At 50.6% G+C, this 16,204-nt stretch carries 13 protein-coding genes; 1 reads left to right on the top strand and 12 read right to left on the bottom strand.

Features of this window, described 5'->3' with window-relative positions:
- From QZ766_RS11020 to QZ766_RS10975, 10 genes are all read right to left on the bottom strand, one after another.
- Positions 1–1,509 carry a UvrD-helicase domain-containing protein gene (locus QZ766_RS11020; RefSeq protein ID WP_297201656.1) on the bottom strand — a complete coding sequence of 503 codons (1,509 nt, stop codon included), beginning with the start codon at positions 1,507–1,509 and terminating at the stop codon, positions 1–3.
- Positions 1,510–1,633: 124 nt separating this feature from the next.
- The gene (locus QZ766_RS11015) at positions 1,634–2,317 is read right to left on the bottom strand and encodes an N-6 DNA methylase (RefSeq protein WP_297201653.1); all 684 of its coding nucleotides are present in this window, start codon (positions 2,315–2,317) and stop codon (positions 1,634–1,636) included.
- Between the two features lie 106 nt (positions 2,318–2,423).
- Positions 2,424–3,356 carry a DUF1281 domain-containing protein gene (locus QZ766_RS11010; RefSeq protein WP_297201650.1) on the bottom strand — a complete coding sequence of 311 codons (933 nt, stop codon included), beginning with the start codon at positions 3,354–3,356 and terminating at the stop codon, positions 2,424–2,426.
- Between the two features lie 104 nt (positions 3,357–3,460).
- Entirely contained in the window at positions 3,461–4,447 is a 987-nt protein-coding gene (locus QZ766_RS11005; protein ID WP_297201646.1) for a zincin-like metallopeptidase domain-containing protein, read from the bottom strand.
- Between the two features lie 110 nt (positions 4,448–4,557).
- On the bottom strand, positions 4,558–5,193 hold the full coding sequence (locus QZ766_RS11000; RefSeq protein ID WP_297201644.1) for a hypothetical protein: 636 nt from the start codon (positions 5,191–5,193) through the stop codon (positions 4,558–4,560).
- Between the two features lie 82 nt (positions 5,194–5,275).
- The gene (locus QZ766_RS10995) at positions 5,276–5,641 is read right to left on the bottom strand and encodes a hypothetical protein (RefSeq protein WP_297201641.1); all 366 of its coding nucleotides are present in this window, start codon (positions 5,639–5,641) and stop codon (positions 5,276–5,278) included.
- 87 nt (positions 5,642–5,728) lie between these two features.
- A complete protein-coding gene (locus QZ766_RS10990; protein ID WP_297201639.1) occupies positions 5,729–6,097 on the bottom strand; it encodes a hypothetical protein in 369 nt (122 codons plus the stop codon).
- A 393-nt stretch (positions 6,098–6,490) separates the two neighbouring features.
- Entirely contained in the window at positions 6,491–7,669 is a 1,179-nt protein-coding gene (locus QZ766_RS10985; RefSeq protein WP_297201637.1) for a GIY-YIG nuclease family protein, read from the bottom strand.
- Positions 7,662–9,707 carry a DEAD/DEAH box helicase gene (locus QZ766_RS10980; RefSeq protein WP_297201635.1) on the bottom strand — a complete coding sequence of 682 codons (2,046 nt, stop codon included), beginning with the start codon at positions 9,705–9,707 and terminating at the stop codon, positions 7,662–7,664. Before QZ766_RS10980 ends, QZ766_RS10985 begins: the two co-directional genes overlap by 8 nt.
- Positions 9,704–12,490 (bottom strand): DNA methyltransferase, encoded by a 2,787-nt coding sequence (locus QZ766_RS10975; protein WP_297201632.1) that lies wholly within the window; start codon positions 12,488–12,490, stop codon positions 9,704–9,706. Before QZ766_RS10975 ends, QZ766_RS10980 begins: the two co-directional genes overlap by 4 nt.
- A 450-nt stretch (positions 12,491–12,940) precedes the next feature.
- Between QZ766_RS10975 and QZ766_RS10970 the strand changes: the two genes are divergently transcribed.
- Positions 12,941–13,558 (top strand): recombinase family protein, encoded by a 618-nt coding sequence (locus tag QZ766_RS10970; RefSeq protein ID WP_297201629.1) that lies wholly within the window; start codon positions 12,941–12,943, stop codon positions 13,556–13,558.
- A gap of 65 nt (positions 13,559–13,623) precedes the next feature.
- Here QZ766_RS10970 and QZ766_RS10965 read toward each other — a convergent pair whose 3' ends face one another.
- Both QZ766_RS10965 and QZ766_RS10960 read right to left on the bottom strand, forming a co-directional pair.
- A complete protein-coding gene (locus tag QZ766_RS10965) occupies positions 13,624–14,523 on the bottom strand; it encodes an integrase domain-containing protein (protein ID WP_297201626.1) in 900 nt (299 codons plus the stop codon).
- 929 nt (positions 14,524–15,452) lie between these two features.
- Positions 15,453–16,199 carry a hypothetical protein gene (locus QZ766_RS10960; protein ID WP_297201624.1) on the bottom strand — a complete coding sequence of 249 codons (747 nt, stop codon included), beginning with the start codon at positions 16,197–16,199 and terminating at the stop codon, positions 15,453–15,455.
- Positions 16,200–16,204 lie beyond the last annotated feature (5 nt).

Genomic DNA, 16,204 nt, shown 5'->3' with positions numbered 1-16,204 from the left:
TTATTCATTCCCGGAAGTTTCTCCCGTGTCGCCGGGCATATCTGCACCGTTCTCATCATCACCCTCACCGGCTTCACTGATGTTTTCCTCCTCCTCCTCACCGGCCTCGCTGAGCCAGCGCACCAGCTCGTTCAGCACAAGCGTCTCTCTTGCCCGTGTGACAGCCACATACAGCAGGTTAGTCTCATCCTGTCGCTCTTCCTGCGAGAGGAGCGGATCGGTGATATCAGTAAAATCTTCACTGAGCATTACCACCGGCCATTCCAGCCCTTTGCTGCGGTGTGCGGTTGAAACCGTGACCTGAGCGTCTTTTTCATGAGTGACGACCTGACGGCGCATAATGGCCAGTTTTTGCGGAAGCGGGAAAAAGTCATCGAGCAGGCGAATAGCCTGGTTCATCTCCACGTCCTGCGTGGCTTTGGCAATCGAGCAGTAATCGTCAAAATCCCGGTAGTCCCGGCTGAGGCGCGGGGACTGCATCTTTTCAGGCATATCAGCGGAGAACCAGTACAGGTCTTCCAGCTCCTCTGTTTTGTAGCCTTCAATCCCCCCGACCCAGAAGACCTTTTTCTCCATAAGGCTCGCCGTCAGGGCGCTGCCGATCACGCCTGATACCGTCCGGCTCAGTACCGCAACGTGCTCAGCCCCTGCCGGAAGGCTGCTGACGACAGCATCCTGGCCCCCGTTACCTGTCACGCGCTTTTCCTCTCCGGCACGTTCAAGCAGGATGTTGGCCACACGCGCCACCTCAGGACCAAACCGGAAACTCGCTGTCAGCCACAACCGGTCTGCCTGTGCCAGCTGTGGGGCACTGAGTGCATTATCTGCCCCGCGAAACCGGTAAATCTGCTGGTAACGGTCGCCGACCAGAATGACACGGCAGGGCTGATTCAGTACAAACGCACTGGTCACCGGATTGGCGTCCTGGGCCTCATCGAAGAGTATGGTGTCCCAGCGTTTTGACAGGTCAGGATGAGAGAGCTGGAACAGTTTAAGGTAGGTGTCGTGCGTGACGGGAAAGACTGAATCAGTACGGCTCATTTCATACCAGAGGATCTGGATTGCCCCCAGAATTTTACCTGCATCAAGACCGTGGCGATCATCCTCAGCGGGCAGATGTATCAGCCCTGGCTCGGGATCTGCGCTACAGAGGAACATATTCAGCCCACTGAGCGCCAGTCTGGCCAGCGGCCAGTGGCGGGTGTTGAGCTTTCTGGCCACATCCGTAATGCGCAGACTGGCTGTCAGCCGGTCACGGAAATGTTTGCCAAAACGGGCCCATGCCAGCTGATGCGACGTTTTACACTCTACGTTATAGGGGAATTTGCGTTCAGCCTCATCCCGCACAGCGCGGTTGTAGGCAAGGTAAAGCATCCTGCGTTCCGGATTGGCTTCAGCGTAGCTGACTAACGTGGTGGTTTTTCCTGTGCCGGCAAAAGCGTTTACCACAAGATGAGTGCCCTTCCACTCAATGATGGCGTTTTGCTCGGCTGTGTTTTTCCAGGTCATGGGACTCTCCGGCAGCTGCGTATAAGAAATCAGACTGGCAGCGGGAGACGTTAACTGCGATAAAAAACCAGATACCCTGCTTCACAAATAAAAAACGCTCCCGTGCGGGAGCGTGTGGATTTGATTATGCTGCCTGAAAGTGTCGTGGATCCAGACGAACAGGCCAGCCGCCGAGATAGTGCCCGGGCGTGTGGAGTATCCGGCGTCGCTCATTCGCCAGGGTGTTACCAACCACCACCTCCCCGGCAATTCCGCACAGGGACAGCTGTATATAAGCCATTCCGGCCGCAAGCGGATCGATATCTGTTGCGGAGACCCACAGATACCGGTGCGGTGGCCACCCTGCCTTTTGCAGAACATCAGCAAATGCCAGCACCATGCAGCCGGCCCCGCACGCAGGTTCACTCAGGGTGATGAAGGGTTTATCACGGAACAACGCTTCGGTGTCGCCCAACTGCATGGCCGCCATCATCCTGGCCACGTCCCAGGGCGTGAAAAACTGCCCCCGGTATTTGTCACCCAGCTCCAGCTGCATAAAGACACGCCCCAGGAAGTCCCCGGGCGCGTCACCCAGCCCGTTAACAACGTGGGCCAGCAGCTGCGCCATGCGCATGACGTCCTCCTTTTCGTATCCACCGACGATACGCAGATACTTTTGCTCCCGCACCCCACTGAAGTGAAGCCGGTTTTCCAGCGCGATGACGCTGCAGCTGATGAAGTCTTCAAATACTTTGAACCGGTGATGATACCGGGCCGTCTGACTGAACAATTTAACAAAGGCTTTTTCGTGGTTAATCATGCCAGGCATGCGTTTCTCCATAAAAAAAGGGACACGCACCCTGACCAGGGGACGTGTCCCCTGAGGGTAAAAAGCCACGGCAGTGCCGTGGCGGGGTTAACGGAGGCGCAGGCTTTTAACCCCTGACCTCACGATATGATGCAGGCTCCTGAACCGGTGACGCCAGCTCATCGCTGACCAGATAAAGCACCTGACCGGGCTGAGGCGCGCCGGACGCACCTTTGTATCCGTCAACATGCTCACCGCCGTCATAGCAGTCGTAACCGCTTAGCCCGCTTACGGGCTCGCTGTAGCTGTGACGCACCTCGCAGTCAAACACCGCTGAGATTTCCCCGACAACCTCACCTGACGGCGGGAGCCAGGGCGTATCCATCTGCAGCGTAAGACTGTTTGGCGTATGCCGCTGCCAGCTGACATTGTGCCCGGCCGGCCACTCCATGCCGTACTGCCGGCAGTAGAGGCTGGTTGTGGTCGACACACCGGACATCAGCCCACCGGCCCCGCTCAGCTCTGCAGCCAGACGGGTGGGTATGACGGCCAGCATGTCGCAGGGCTGGGAGCGTTCAGGATACTGGCTGAGCCGTTCCCAGGCAGCCGAAGCATCAGACTCCTCGCCAGCACTGACCAGACCAAACCAGTCGGTATATTGCCGGCCGGTCAGCTCTGCCATAACGTCACGAGCTGAGACGGGGATGTTTTCCCATTTCAGTGCACCCAGACCTGACTGGTGATACAGCCGGTCAATGGCCCGGATGGTTTCCGGATCAAGAACGGCATCCTTCAGCAACAATGCCAGCCAGTTTTCAAACGCCTGGTTGGCCGCAGTGGAAAGCCCTGTGCCTGCCCGGACCAGCCCCTGAAAGGGCGGATACGACGTGGTGCGCACCGGTTTAAGTATCCCCGCCGCGCCGGCCAGAAAAAGCTGTATGCTCTGTTGCACAGCGTGGCGGTGACGCGGGACGTCAGTCCCGTTTATCCACTGCAGCATGACATCGATGCAGACGGATTTACCGGTGATTTCCAGGCGGTTATGACACCATTCGGACATAGTGAATACTCCTCTTTCATAAAAAAAGAGGACACAGCCCCCGTGAGGAGCAGTGTCCTCACGGGACGGTGACAGTTACGAATAACCGCCACCGGATAAGTTAATTACGCCGCCACAGCCTGACGTTCAGGCAGTGCCAGCAGGTATTCCGACGCTTCCCGGGCATGCCGGCAGGCGCGGAACAGGGCCTTTTTGTCAGATTTCAGCACCTTCAGCCAGTGGTCCACATAGCTGTCGTGCTGAACCTCACCGGATACGCCAAGCTGAGCACACAAAAACGCGCTGCCCATTTCGGCGATGAGCTCCTCAAAAGCATACGCCGGGTCCCCGAACTGCCGGGATGAGGAGGTTATCCCCTCCCGGTTAAGTCGCTTCGCATGACCGGTACTGTGTACCAGCTCATGCAGCAGCGTGGACCACCAGTCCGCCTCCGTAAAAAACTGCCCGGCCACCGGCATCACAATTTCATCCGTCAGCGGGCGGTAATATGCCCGGTTCTGAGGCAGCGTCCGGTGTTTAACTCCTGTGGCGTTAAACATCCGGACTACCCTGTCCATCACGTCCGGACTGAGTATGCCGTCCTCATCCACCGCCGGCGGTTGCTCAGGTGAAGCCGCCACTTCTGCCGGCAATCCCTCACACTGCTCAGCGTTGAACAGCTGCAGGGGTCTAAGCATCGGCACGGTTTCCGTCAGCGGTTTGCCGTCACTGTCATAAAGGCGGTTGCCCTCACGGTCTTCCGCCTGTTTCGTCCAGTCCTTGTACACCACGGCCAGGGTGGCTTTCTCACCTTTACGCACCTGGCCGCCGGCCTGCTGCGCCTGCCGGTAAGTCAGCCAGCGGTGATTGCGAAAACCCTGCTCTTCCGCTGACATCCAGAGAAGCAGGACATTCACACCGCTGTAGTGGCGTCCGGTTGTGGCATTAAGGGGCAGACCGGCCAGACCGCTGCCCGCAGCTGCACGCCACGGCTTACGCCAGGGCGCGACACCGTTTTCCAGCGCAACAACGATACGGTCGGTTATCTGGCGATAGAGATCAGTCTGTTTTGCCGGGCGGCGGGCCGCCTTACGTGAAGTCGTTTTTTTCATGAGATATACCTTTAATCAGAGGCATACCCCTGCGCCGGCGGGCGCAGAGATACGCCCGTCGACGGGAACACTCACCCGGGGGTGAGCGAAAGAGAAGAGATTACAGCGGGTCAGTTTTCATTGACGCGCTTCAGTTCGTACAGATGGAATTCCGCCAGCACGAAGGCATTCCAGTCCTCACTGCTTAGCACCCGCTCACCACCGGAGAGCATCTGCAGCAGCAGGGAATCAAATGCGCCTTCGCTCACCGGTGTTGTCAGTACCGGCTGAGGCATGGTCAGCGTCGGGTGCTCAGGCAGGCCAATATGGCGCTCAATCCAGCGCAACGGTATTGCCCAGCTGCGGCCTTCGTCAGAAGAATGTATCCGGAAGCTGCCCGGACACAGGTTGTGCAGCAGGACCAGCACAACACGCGCAAAGAAATCGCAGGGCTGATGCTGAAAATTCAGCTCCTGGATACTCAGCGTATTGTTGTTGCGCTCCCGCTCAATGGTCATGTTGACCGGCCAGAAACTGCCGCCTGAATCACCACAGAACGCCATGACGTCAGCAACCGGAAACAGGTCAGCCGCGCGGTTAAGCGACGGCAGATACATATTTCCAGGACGCAGGCGCACCGGCAGTTGCCAGAACGTTTCTGTTACGGCCAGAACGAAAGCATGCCAGTGACGTAACGGAACCGTGCTGACGTGCTCGATGGTATAAACAACCGACATGGAAGCCGGGGAAGAAGACAGGTCTTTCATTGATAAATCCTCCGCAAAGAAAAAAAAGGGGGATTTATCCCCCGGACGGGAGTCAATCCCCGTCAGGGTGTGTTCTGTCTGATTACATCATTTCGAGGGCGGCGATGGCTTTGTCACCACAGGCCTCATCCTGCCCGCGGGCCACAGCCTGCTCCCAGAAAGGCCGGTTAATTTCTTTTCCGAGACCGTCAAGGGTGCAGAGAAGTTCTCTGGCCGTGGCAGGCAGCGGTGGAATATCACCGTCCCTGAGAAAACAGACAAACCAGCCATAGGCTGTGCCGGCGCTAATGATTGCTTCTTCCAGATACGTCAGTTCATTCGGTTCATCCCGGTCCGTATGAAGGCCGAGACGCTGAAATGCCCTGATGCTCAGAAGCTCACTCTCAAGCAGGCAAAGCCAGCTGAGTGTGTCCAGAGGTGTTTTGAGTGTGTAAACGTCTGCGTACATAGGTATATCCTCAGTTAAATAACGGGATATCCCCTCCGACGGAGAGATATCCCCGTCAGGGTCCACAACATTTGCCGGCTGAAATTTTCAGCCTTTCAGTTCAGTGCTTATAACAAAACGATAGCGCAGGTGCGCCAGGTGCTGTGCCTGACGGCAAGCATAAAGGTATGCATTTCGTCGACCTGTTATTCCCTCTGGAAAGGAAACCGGCATACGGTGAAAAACATACTCAGCGCGGTGGCAACCTGTTCGGACGGTTAGAAAGACCGTGACGGCCTGGTCCCTGACAGAAGTGATATGCGCACGAACGGCATAATTGCCCGAGCCGTTGACATACCAGCCGCTGTTGCGGTGCAGATAAAAGAAAGATTTTAATCTCCGGACAGCTGCGTCAGCAGACTGCTGAAGTTGCGTAAGAAGGTGTTCAGGTGAAACCGCAGAAGAGATGACAGACATGATGTTTCTCCATAAAAAAAGGGAAACACCTGCCCGAGCGGGAAGTGTTTCCCGTCGGGGAGTCAGAAAAAACGACATTCTGACTGTCTGATTAGTTGAAATGACCTCAATCACTGTTCAGTGATCTCCGTTTCCAGAGGTTAAACGGATTTACCACCCGAAGGCATCCTCTCTCAGGCAATGAGGATTTTCCGGCCACCCGAAGGTGTTTCTCTCAGACCGGTGAAACGTTGGCTGGCAGTCACCCGAAGGCGCTCCTCTCAGACTACCGGAGCATTAGCTGGTTGCATGTTGCAACGAGTAAGCCTTTTTATCTTCAGAGCAAATAGTAATTATGTCAACTGACGAACTGGCACAATATTAAGGCTAGGATTATTTATACATTTTGATGTCTTATACCCTGACTAACTTCGCAGCCATGGGGTCGTAAACATATCCGACAATGCTACCATCTTTGATACGTGCCACAGCTTCGTCGATGACGAACAACGGAACCAGAAACCATTCCTCGGGCTGCACAGGATGACCGAAACGGTCGTTAATGGTGATGCTAAGCCGAGAGGGTGCGAACAGCCTGTGAAACAGCTTTTCCATCCGAGTGCGGTTGATGCCTGCAAGCTTGTATGAAGCTACCACCTCGACCTTCGCCAACAGATAGGTGGAATCGTGTTCAGCATTAGCAATACGAGTCTCTACCTTGCCGCCAGTCACACCAATCTTGTGAATGATATCACGATGTGATGCCACATAAGGGTTATCAGATAGAGAACGCAACACATAAATGATGCCACTTTCTAGATCGTTCTCTTCTAGAGTATCGCTGAATAAAGGCCCCATGTCTGGATCGGTAATTCGGCGTGCTGTTTCATCTTTATACAAAGCACGAACCAATGACAGTCGAAGTAGGTTGCTTTCCGTACCATTCGAGTAAATGACACGCAACCGAGCATCTTTCTTACCCTGTGGCGAATCAAACTCTTCTCCTTCCTCAGCCACATAAGCCGTTTGACCATCTAGGATGAACCAATGGCCCACTTCAATCGTTGCATACTGTCCAAAAGGTCGGGTTACTCTTAACCCTGAACTTAGATCACTGCGCACCTGCTCAAATAGTGGTTTGAACGCATCAAAATCCTCGCACGGCTTGCGATCCGCGATTCCTTGTACAGCACGTTTTTCGGCGCTAGCACGAACATAACGCAATACAGTGATATCGTCCTCGCTGGTAACATTCGTCAGTTCAGCAGCCAAATTATCGATATCGATAATTTCGTCCGCTGACTCCGCTACCTCACCCCCTCCAGCCAATAAGCCCTGATGATCTAGCTGCTTAAGCAAGGCATGGCAGTCTGGAAGACTGCGTAAACGGTCGAGCCGCACTGCATAGAGGCGCTCGAATGTCTCACGATCTTCGCCGTGTTGCGGCGTACGTCCATGTTGGTCAGCGAAGCGCTGAATTTCCTCAAAACCTGCGATGATGCGTTCCTCGCTGGCTGGACGTCCTTTTTTCTTCTCAGGTGGTGCAAACTCGGCAAGTTCATCAGCCAAATTGTCTAGATCAGATTTACTCATAACGCCCCTCCGCTCTGAAACGCATAAATGCGGCGGCACCTTCAGCAAGGTGCTTTTCCCAAGCATCCGACGAAGCGAACGATGGGAGGCGCCCACGTTCACGTTTAAATTCAGCAGCACGCTTGGCGATCACTTTAGCATCTTCAGGTGTGATCGAGGTACGCTTGGCCGAGATGGCAGCCGCGACCTGCTTTAAGCTATCTTCGCTCATCGTCTTAGCAAGGATGGCGTAAGCTTCACCGAAGGGGTTGATGCGGTCGATAAGATCTATGTCTAAATCGCGTACGTCCATCGCAAAGCGACGTACTCCGTCGATTAGGGCCGTATTGAGCGGCCCATCGTTCTCATCGGTGGCAAGACGCTTGCCCTGCTGCGTGAGGTTAAGGGCAGCGATGGCATGCTGACGTACAGCCTCCTGATCTTCAGCGTCAAGTTCAGGGTACTTGTCTTTGATTATTTTCCCCATACGGACCTGTGTTAACTCTTCGGGAATGAGCTCTTCATCGAACAGACCTCGTTCGACGGCGGGCTTGTCCTGCACAAAAGCCGCGATCACTTCATTTAAATCTTCTTGGCAGATGCGGGCCGCCTCTTTGCTCCTAGGCTCAGCAAGTCCCTTAATCTCGATTTGATAGGTCCCTGTCTGCTCATTAACACCAACATTGCAGCTATCAGGGTCATATCCTCCATCACCATAATCAAAGCCTAGATTCGGACCGCTTTCTGGATTCTTGGGCTTGAACTCAAAGCGCGGAGCAAGTACCTGCTCCATCAGCAGACTTGCTGCGATGGCTTTCAAGGTATCGTTGACTGCCTCGGTGACCGCGCCTTCTACAGCATCCGGCTCGGCGATCAGGTTAGTAAATCTCGCGCGGGTTTTACCCGGCGCGTCGCGAGTAGCGCGACCGATGATCTGCACGATCTCAGTCAAGCTTGCACGGTAGCCAACTGTCAGCGCATGTTCGCACCAGATCCAATCGAAACCTTCCTTCGCCATACCAAGTGCAATAATTATGTCCACATAGTCACGATCTGTCTTCATTTCTACAGCACGAAGGCTTTCCTGAACCTTGCCTTGGCTGGTTGGGTCCACCAGGTCAGCGATACGCAATATTCGGCCATCGAGGCATTTGACTAGCTGGAAACCAGTAGCATGATCCGCACCTTGCCAATCGCCAAGCTCGCCGAGTATGTGCTCCACCTCCTTAATTTTATCCTTCGTGCTCTCGCGCGAATTGACGTTGGGAATGTGGATAATAGTCTTCTTGTCAGGATCGAGTACATTGAGGATGTCATCGACGTAGGAGCCACTGTAGAAGAAGTAGCCGATGTCGAGTTGCTTAAGGAATTCGTAACCGTTGAGTTGTTCGTAGTAGGTATAGGTGACGGTATCGAACCTGGACTCATCCTGAGGAGACAACACAGCCTCAGCATCACCCCGGAAGTAGGAGCCGGTCATTGCAACGACGTGTGTCTTGTCACGCGCGATGAACTGCCCCAAATGCTGACCAAGCTTATTATCTGGGTTAGCTGACACATGGTGAAATTCATCGACGGCGATCAGGCGATCGTCAAACGCTTCTACACCGTAGGCATCGACTGCGAAGCGAAAGGTTGCGTGGGTGCAAACAAGCACCTTGTCGCTACTTTTAAGGAAAGAGCCGAAAGATTTTACCTTGCCCCCGTTATCGTTACCGGGCGCATTGCACAAGTTCCACTTAGGTTCGACATGCCAATCAGCCCAGAATCCAAACTGTGATAGTAGTTCATCGTTGAAGCTCGCGCCGATTGATTTTTCCGGCACAACTATGATTGCCTGTTTCAAACCTTGGTTTGTCAGCTTATCGAGTGCCACGAACATCAGTGCGCGACTTTTACCTGATGCCGGTGGTGATTTGATAAGCAGGTACTGCTCGCCTCGCTTTTCGAAAGCTCTCTCCTGCATAGGACGCATCCCAAGCGCATTAGCTTTGGTTAATGCGCCGTTGCGTGTATAAGTAACGGAAACGGAAGGTACATTCTTGATCTTATTGTTCATTCGTTATTTCCTGCTTTGTGCTTCTTTCCTTTGACCGGTGCAGACGAAGCAATCATTTTCGTGTAGAGGTCGAACAACTTTTCCAGCCGCTCAGTGTCATTCTTAAATCGTCGCCCTATATAGATGCGCTCTAGCACTTCGTCGTTTCGATCATGGGCAGCACGTAGGTCAGGGGGCATGTTCGCGGGATCATATAAGTCCGCAATAGTCGCAGGGAAGTGGTGTTCTCGGGCTAATAGGATATCCTCCGCGCAACGCGTAAGGTCGGCCTTGTTTTTCTCTGTGAGTGGGGGGACTGGGAAAGTATTCCAGCCAAGGGTATTAGAGTAACGATAGTCAGTTTTGATACGCCCACAGACTGTCGCCACCCATACCAAATGCAACTTAGAAGCAATAAGCGCCATATTCCAAAGCGGGGAATCATAGAGAGCAAGATTCGGAGCAATAACGATTGAACCGACATCGAGATAACCACATGGAAGATACTCCCTACGTTCAGAACTGACACTGGGAACAATAATGATTCGCTCGCTGCCGCCTTGCCTCACCTCACCAAATCTGTAAGCAATATCTGCTAATTTTTTTGTCGCCGCACGTGGACTATTTGCTCTGGCCTTACGTGTGATCTCAATTCGTTCTGAAATCCAAGGATTCAAAATTGCTTTTTTCGCACTGTCTTTGTTTAACCACAGGCAAGCTCTAGGGGTTCCAGAGATGAATTCCTTAGCTCCCCAAGCCTTTCGAAAATAACAAATATCAGCACCATATTCCTTAACTGCACGACTTGAATCTGAACTGTCAAAAAGAAGGCCACCATCATCGTTCGCCATTGAACCAAAATCCATTTCACTTACTTCGGATAAAGGATAACTTCGCTGTGCAACAATTGTGCTTTTACCCGCGACAAGATACGCATTGATGTTGTCCACTTCTTTTATGATGGTCCCCAAATCCTCAGTTGTAGAAAATATTTTCCGTGGTCCCTTAACATGATTTGAAATTCCCACAACAATGACAGTCACTCCCGCATTGTGGCTAGCAAGATTTGCCCACTTGAAGGACGTGTAAGCAAAGGATATTTCATGCTTTGCTGCGAAAATCAACGACCAAAGGGTTTCAACCTGTCTACCTTGACAAATGGAATTAGTGGAGACGAACGCAGCAGAAGAGTCAGCTTGACTACCGTAGTCGACAGCCTTCATAAACCACCCCGCAACATAATCCAACGACTTCCAATTCGTTGCGCGTTTATCAAAGATGGCTTTTAGATCATCTTTTTGGTCATCTGTTTGGGTTTGGCTACCCTTGTATGGAGGATTTCCACAGATATATGTCTCTCCACCTTCATTCTCAAAGTCAATCTCTGTCTGATCAAGCGGTGATCCAAACAAGTCGTCGCCATGTAATTTCACACCGGTTCCCGTCGGCGGGCAAATTCTTAACCAATCGAGCCGCAGTGCATTGCCACAGGTAATCCAATTTTCGTTGCGTAAAGGAAGAAGCTCGGCCAATGCCAGTCTCAGCCCACGGTAAAGCACATCACATTGGTACTCAGCTATAACAAGCGCAAGGCGGGCGATTTCTGCCGGAAAATCTCGTAGTTCAATCCCGCGAAAGTTAGTAAGTGGGATATCCGAGGCACGATCCGGCTCACTGCGCCGCTTGTTGATTTCGGCCTCAATGGAACGCATTTCCTTGTACGCGATAACCAAAAAGTTTCCAGAACCGCACGCTGGGTCGAACACACGGATGTGGGAAATGCGCTTGCGCAGGTTCAGTAACATACGTGGATTATCACCAGCCTCATCCAGCTTTGCACTCAGGTCGTCGAGAAATAGTGGATTTAAAACTTTTAAGATGTTGGGTACACTGGTGTAATGCATACCCAGCTCACCACGTTCTTCGTCTTCGGCAATTGCTTGAATCATTGAGCCAAAGATATCCGGATTTATTTTGGTCCAGTCTAGGCTACCCACGTGGAGCAAATAAGACCGTGCAATCTTACTAAACCGTGGTACATCATTACTTCCAGAGAACAAGCGTCCGTTGACATAAGGAAACTCATTGGCCCAACGCGGGATTCCAGCGGTAGCTCTATCTTTGTCGATAGTATTCATGGCACGGAACAAGGTAGTGATAACTTCATGCGTATTCGACGAATCTCTGGCGCTCATCTGCGCGACGGTTTCAGTAAATCGCCCCTTGCCCACAAAGATCTCAGTATCTTCAGCGAAGAAACAAAAGATCAGCCGAGTCATGAACTTGTTCATGTCATGACGGCGCTCCGCCGTACCCCAAGTAGGGTTATCTTTCAACAACTCGACATATAGACGATTCAGCCGACTAGTAGCCCGAATGTCAAAAGCGTTCTCACTGATCTGACGGACAGTACTTATACCCGCCAATGGCAGGAAAAAGCCGAAGTGATCGGGAAAGTCTTTAAAGGTACAAGCGACAGTCTGACCGCTGATTAGGTCTTCCGCTTCAAAATCTTTGCCATCTGTAGCCAGGATGAACTTCGCCTTGGCTTTAGTTGTCGCTGGGCTAGCCTTGAGCGCGGCCAGCATCTGTGTCACCGACCCTGCTTCGCAGACGAGTATATGAATATTGCTGCTCTGAAGAACACCACCCAAATCAGACTTGTTCGATGCGCCGGCGCGAAGGCGTTTGATAGTCGTTGCTTTGTTACCAAAGGCTTCAAGAAATGCGTAAGGAAACTCTGAGGGCTCAAAGGGTTGCTCCGCGAGATCCGTTATGGCTTGTTCAATTTCTACGGCGTTCATTTGCGTACAGCTCTCCCTTGGCATGTGGCCGCCCTGCAGCTACCGGTGTGCAGTGAGATCATGTCTTATCCTGCATTTTTTGAGAATTTTTGACAGTGAGTTTAACAGAATAGAACCCGGCTCTGTAGCGGATTCAATTCCCTAGATGAGCGTCATGCAAAACTGCAGTGGCGCATTAATTAAACTACCTTAATAAAGATGTGCAATGTCCACTTCTAGCACACAGGTGTTAGACATATGGCGCGGAAGGTCTGCTATATGCTGATGAAGAATTGTCTTGTGATGAAATGTAATTGCTACAACTTTAAAAGTCTTTAGCATGAGCCCACGCTGTATCTTTAGGGTATACCTGTAAAATACTGTCCAGTTTATTGACAGAATATAATTAAGTTACCATTCAAATGATACCGACTAAACTGTGACTATCTTGATGTTACTACCGGAGGGACTTTGTTCATATTTGGATATCTTCGTGCTTCAACTCAGGAACAGGATGCGTTGCGTGCGAAAACGAGGCTCAAGGACTTTGCTCAATTACACAACCATCGCATAGCTGGCTGGTATGTTGAAAATGCTTCAGGTGCAGCATTGCATCGACCGGAGCTGATGAGACTGCTTCAGGATACAGAGCCAGGGGATGCGATACTTATAGAACAAGTGGATCGGCTTTCACGCCTGGATGATAATGGCTGGGCATCTTTGAAAAAGATGATTAATGAAAAATCACTTTCAATAATAAGCCTTGACCTGCCAACAAGTCATCTTGCCCTGTCTAGATCATCAACAGATGACTTTACCGGTAGTATTCTTCGTGCAGTGAATAATATGATGCTGGACATGTTAGCAGCAATAGCCCGTAAGGATTATGAAGATCGACGCAGAAGACAGATGGAGGGAATTACAAGCGCCAGGGAAAAAGGAAAATACAGGGGAAGGCTGCCAGACAAGGAAAAACATGAATTAATAAGAACGCTTCGTAAGGAAAATGGAAAGTCAATAAACGAAACAGCAAGACTCGCTGGCGTATCTCGCATGACAGTTATCAGAGCATGTAAGGATTCACATTAGTTTTAAATAAGCCACAGCCCTGATTGTGCTGTGGCGTTACGTCCTGAAGTAATGTGTAAAAACGTCTATTCTGTTTCCTCACGAAAATAGACCTGTTTAATATATCGTCCCCGACCATCACCATGCCCTAAATCCATCGACACTAATGCCTCAGCTTCATCACGACTCATTCCATTTTTAATATGGTGATTCACAGCATCGCGAGAGTAAGCATAACGTAAACTGTGCGGCGCATTTTTACCATTCATTCCTGCCTCTCTTACAATATTACGGTAGCGATCAATAGCGGTATGCAAAGAGGGTTTATCAATCAGTTTTCCGTTATGTTCACTGACATAATGAATTGCCTTATCAAGAATTGATAAAACTTTTTCGCGATTAAAAACTGTCGTTTCCCTTGGACGTCCGCCTTTAGTCCCGAAAACAACACGGACACGCTCATGATTATTAATCAGTGCCTGCTTCCATGTCTTTAAAGACTTTGCAGACTGAACGGTTTCTTCTGTTCTCAATCCAAGATATCGGGAAAGTTGCACAGCAAGAGCAACGCCTTCATCTTTTCTTTGAGCAAAACTGACCACGGCATTAAGTTTCTCGTCTGTAATAGGAAGTTTAGTTCCATCCCGGTTAGCTCCAGAAATTCCGAGCGCCTGATTACTCAGGTTAGTGTACCTGGGATCGGCCAGTTTATTTCTTCCTGCTGACAATAAAACAGAACGGATAGCCGACATCTCATTCTGTAACGTCCTCAGAGACAAATTGTCTGCCTTCCTGCTCTCAATATACTTTTCAATGTGGGAAGTTTTAATATGTTTTACGTCCCTGATCTGAATATTCAGTTCAGACAGTCGTTCAGAAAAACGTTCTGCAATTCTTGAACGGTCAGCCACCGTTTTATAACTTCCCCGCCCCTGACGGGCAAGCGTGACGAGTTGTTTGCACAGCTGTTTACTGAATCTGGACATTTCACTCTCTCCAAAGGCATACACGTCCCTCTGCTTGTAAAGAAGCAGACGGATCTGTAGACCAGCAATTCATTCCCCGACGACACGGTTGCTTTTGCGCTTCCTGCGTCTCGACTGGTATCTGTGCATCGGGGCGGCGAATTGTTGAGTTCTTGCGAGGCACCCCAGATCTCTGATCTGTTTGCTGCTTATGCAGAGCTGACTTACGTCAAGCTGCCTCCAACACTACTGCTCGTAGTGTCGCCATCGATACCGAGTCGATTTCCTCCTTACTGATAGTTGAACGTTCAGACGGCCTCCCGTCGTGCTTACGTTGATGTGAAAGTGATTTTAAAACCGTACTGACACGGGCTACATGTTGGTCAGATGGTAGTAAAACGTTGAAAACCACGTCGTACGTGGGTTGAGACGTTATGCGCTGCGCGCGTCACTTGGTAGTGTCTTCGCCACTTCACAAGTGACGCCGCGCAGCTTCGTGCTCCTAATGCAACGCCGTAAGCGGCCAAATGTACCAAATGACCTTATCCGTCGGTGCAAAAGTCGTACGAAACTCAGGGCGAATCCCTGAAAAGAATCATAACGTAGTGAAAGATCAGAGCCTGATTCAGCTCCTTTGTAGACAATTCATCATCATAAAGACGTGAATCATTGATGTGATAGCCGGTCATTCTCAACCGGTAACCTTGACCAGGTTATGGTTCCCGTTTTCAAAGGTTAAACGGGTTTCCCGCCCAAAGGCGTCCCTCTCAGGTTTTCGGGACTTTAGCTGGCAGTCACCCGAAGGCGCTTCTCTCAGACCGCTGAAGCATTAGCTGGTAACCGCCCGAAGGCACCCCTCTCAGGTTACTGGGGTTTTGGATGGTCGCCGTAGCGACTTCTAAGCAAAGTGGATATTAGCAATGGCTCAAATAACCGTCAACTATCTTGCGTTATTTATAATCAGGATCTGGATAAATCACTATGGCAATTGACTTAAGCTCCTCAACATCATTAGCGAGGAAAGGTATAGATGAATTTTTTTGAATTTTTTCAATTATTCTGTCTCCCACAATCATGGGTACGTACTGATGACCACGGAAAATTTCATCAGGCTTACCTATCAACACTTCCCCTGCAAATTCATGGCAATCAGAATAAAAACCAGCAATAGTACTCAGATAAGAAATATCGATTAAATGCCCTGTATCTGTTGTGTACCACGCATGGAGATTTAAAGCTGGTCTGTCCAGAAAGTCCTCATGCTGAAATCCCTTCCTGGACCATCTTTCAAACTCATCATATGATGGGTCATAAATACTTTCATCACCTTTCCATATTTGGCCAACAGTTGTCCATATTCTGCAACCTAAAGCATCTTCAAAATAAGGTTTTAAAAAATGACACCATTTAATACATTGTCTTGCGGAAGATTTGAAATCTCGCAAGCCCGTTGCAAAGCACACATACTCCATCATATTTTCATAATTAAGCGGCCTTTCATTTATATCTTTAATCGTGCCTTCGTTAAATCCTAATTTTTTTGTAAATTTTAAAGCATGCTCAAAGTTAGCAACATAGTCCAGTGTGTCACTATATCCTAAAGTACGATATCCTTTCTTTTTTCTGAGAGATGATAAAAGATTAAACATAGTCCCCCCATTTAATATTGAGTGTGGACGCACCTTATCCACACTCATATAAA

It is taken from the genome of uncultured Pluralibacter sp. (genome assembly GCF_913775985.1).
Taxonomy (GTDB): domain Bacteria; phylum Pseudomonadota; class Gammaproteobacteria; order Enterobacterales; family Enterobacteriaceae; genus Pluralibacter.
This window is presented reverse-complemented; position numbering and strand designations above follow the sequence as displayed.

Excerpts from the sequence above, each read along its gene's own strand:
- QZ766_RS11020 (WP_297201656.1), bottom strand. The coding sequence starts at position 1,509 with ATGACCTGGAAAAACACAGCCGAGCAAAACGCCATCATTGAGTGGAAG.
- QZ766_RS11015 (WP_297201653.1), bottom strand. The coding sequence starts at position 2,317 with ATGCCTGGCATGATTAACCACGAAAAAGCCTTTGTTAAATTGTTCAGT.
- QZ766_RS11010 (WP_297201650.1), bottom strand. The coding sequence starts at position 3,356 with ATGTCCGAATGGTGTCATAACCGCCTGGAAATCACCGGTAAATCCGTC.
- QZ766_RS11005 (WP_297201646.1), bottom strand. The coding sequence starts at position 4,447 with ATGAAAAAAACGACTTCACGTAAGGCGGCCCGCCGCCCGGCAAAACAG.
- QZ766_RS11000 (WP_297201644.1), bottom strand. The coding sequence starts at position 5,193 with ATGAAAGACCTGTCTTCTTCCCCGGCTTCCATGTCGGTTGTTTATACC.
- QZ766_RS10995 (WP_297201641.1), bottom strand. The coding sequence starts at position 5,641 with ATGTACGCAGACGTTTACACACTCAAAACACCTCTGGACACACTCAGC.
- QZ766_RS10990 (WP_297201639.1), bottom strand. The coding sequence starts at position 6,097 with ATGTCTGTCATCTCTTCTGCGGTTTCACCTGAACACCTTCTTACGCAA.
- QZ766_RS10985 (WP_297201637.1), bottom strand. The coding sequence starts at position 7,669 with ATGAGTAAATCTGATCTAGACAATTTGGCTGATGAACTTGCCGAGTTT.
- QZ766_RS10980 (WP_297201635.1), bottom strand. The coding sequence starts at position 9,707 with ATGAACAATAAGATCAAGAATGTACCTTCCGTTTCCGTTACTTATACA.
- QZ766_RS10975 (WP_297201632.1), bottom strand. The coding sequence starts at position 12,490 with ATGAACGCCGTAGAAATTGAACAAGCCATAACGGATCTCGCGGAGCAA.
- QZ766_RS10965 (WP_297201626.1), bottom strand. The coding sequence starts at position 14,523 with ATGTCCAGATTCAGTAAACAGCTGTGCAAACAACTCGTCACGCTTGCC.
- QZ766_RS10960 (WP_297201624.1), bottom strand. The coding sequence starts at position 16,199 with ATGAGTGTGGATAAGGTGCGTCCACACTCAATATTAAATGGGGGGACT.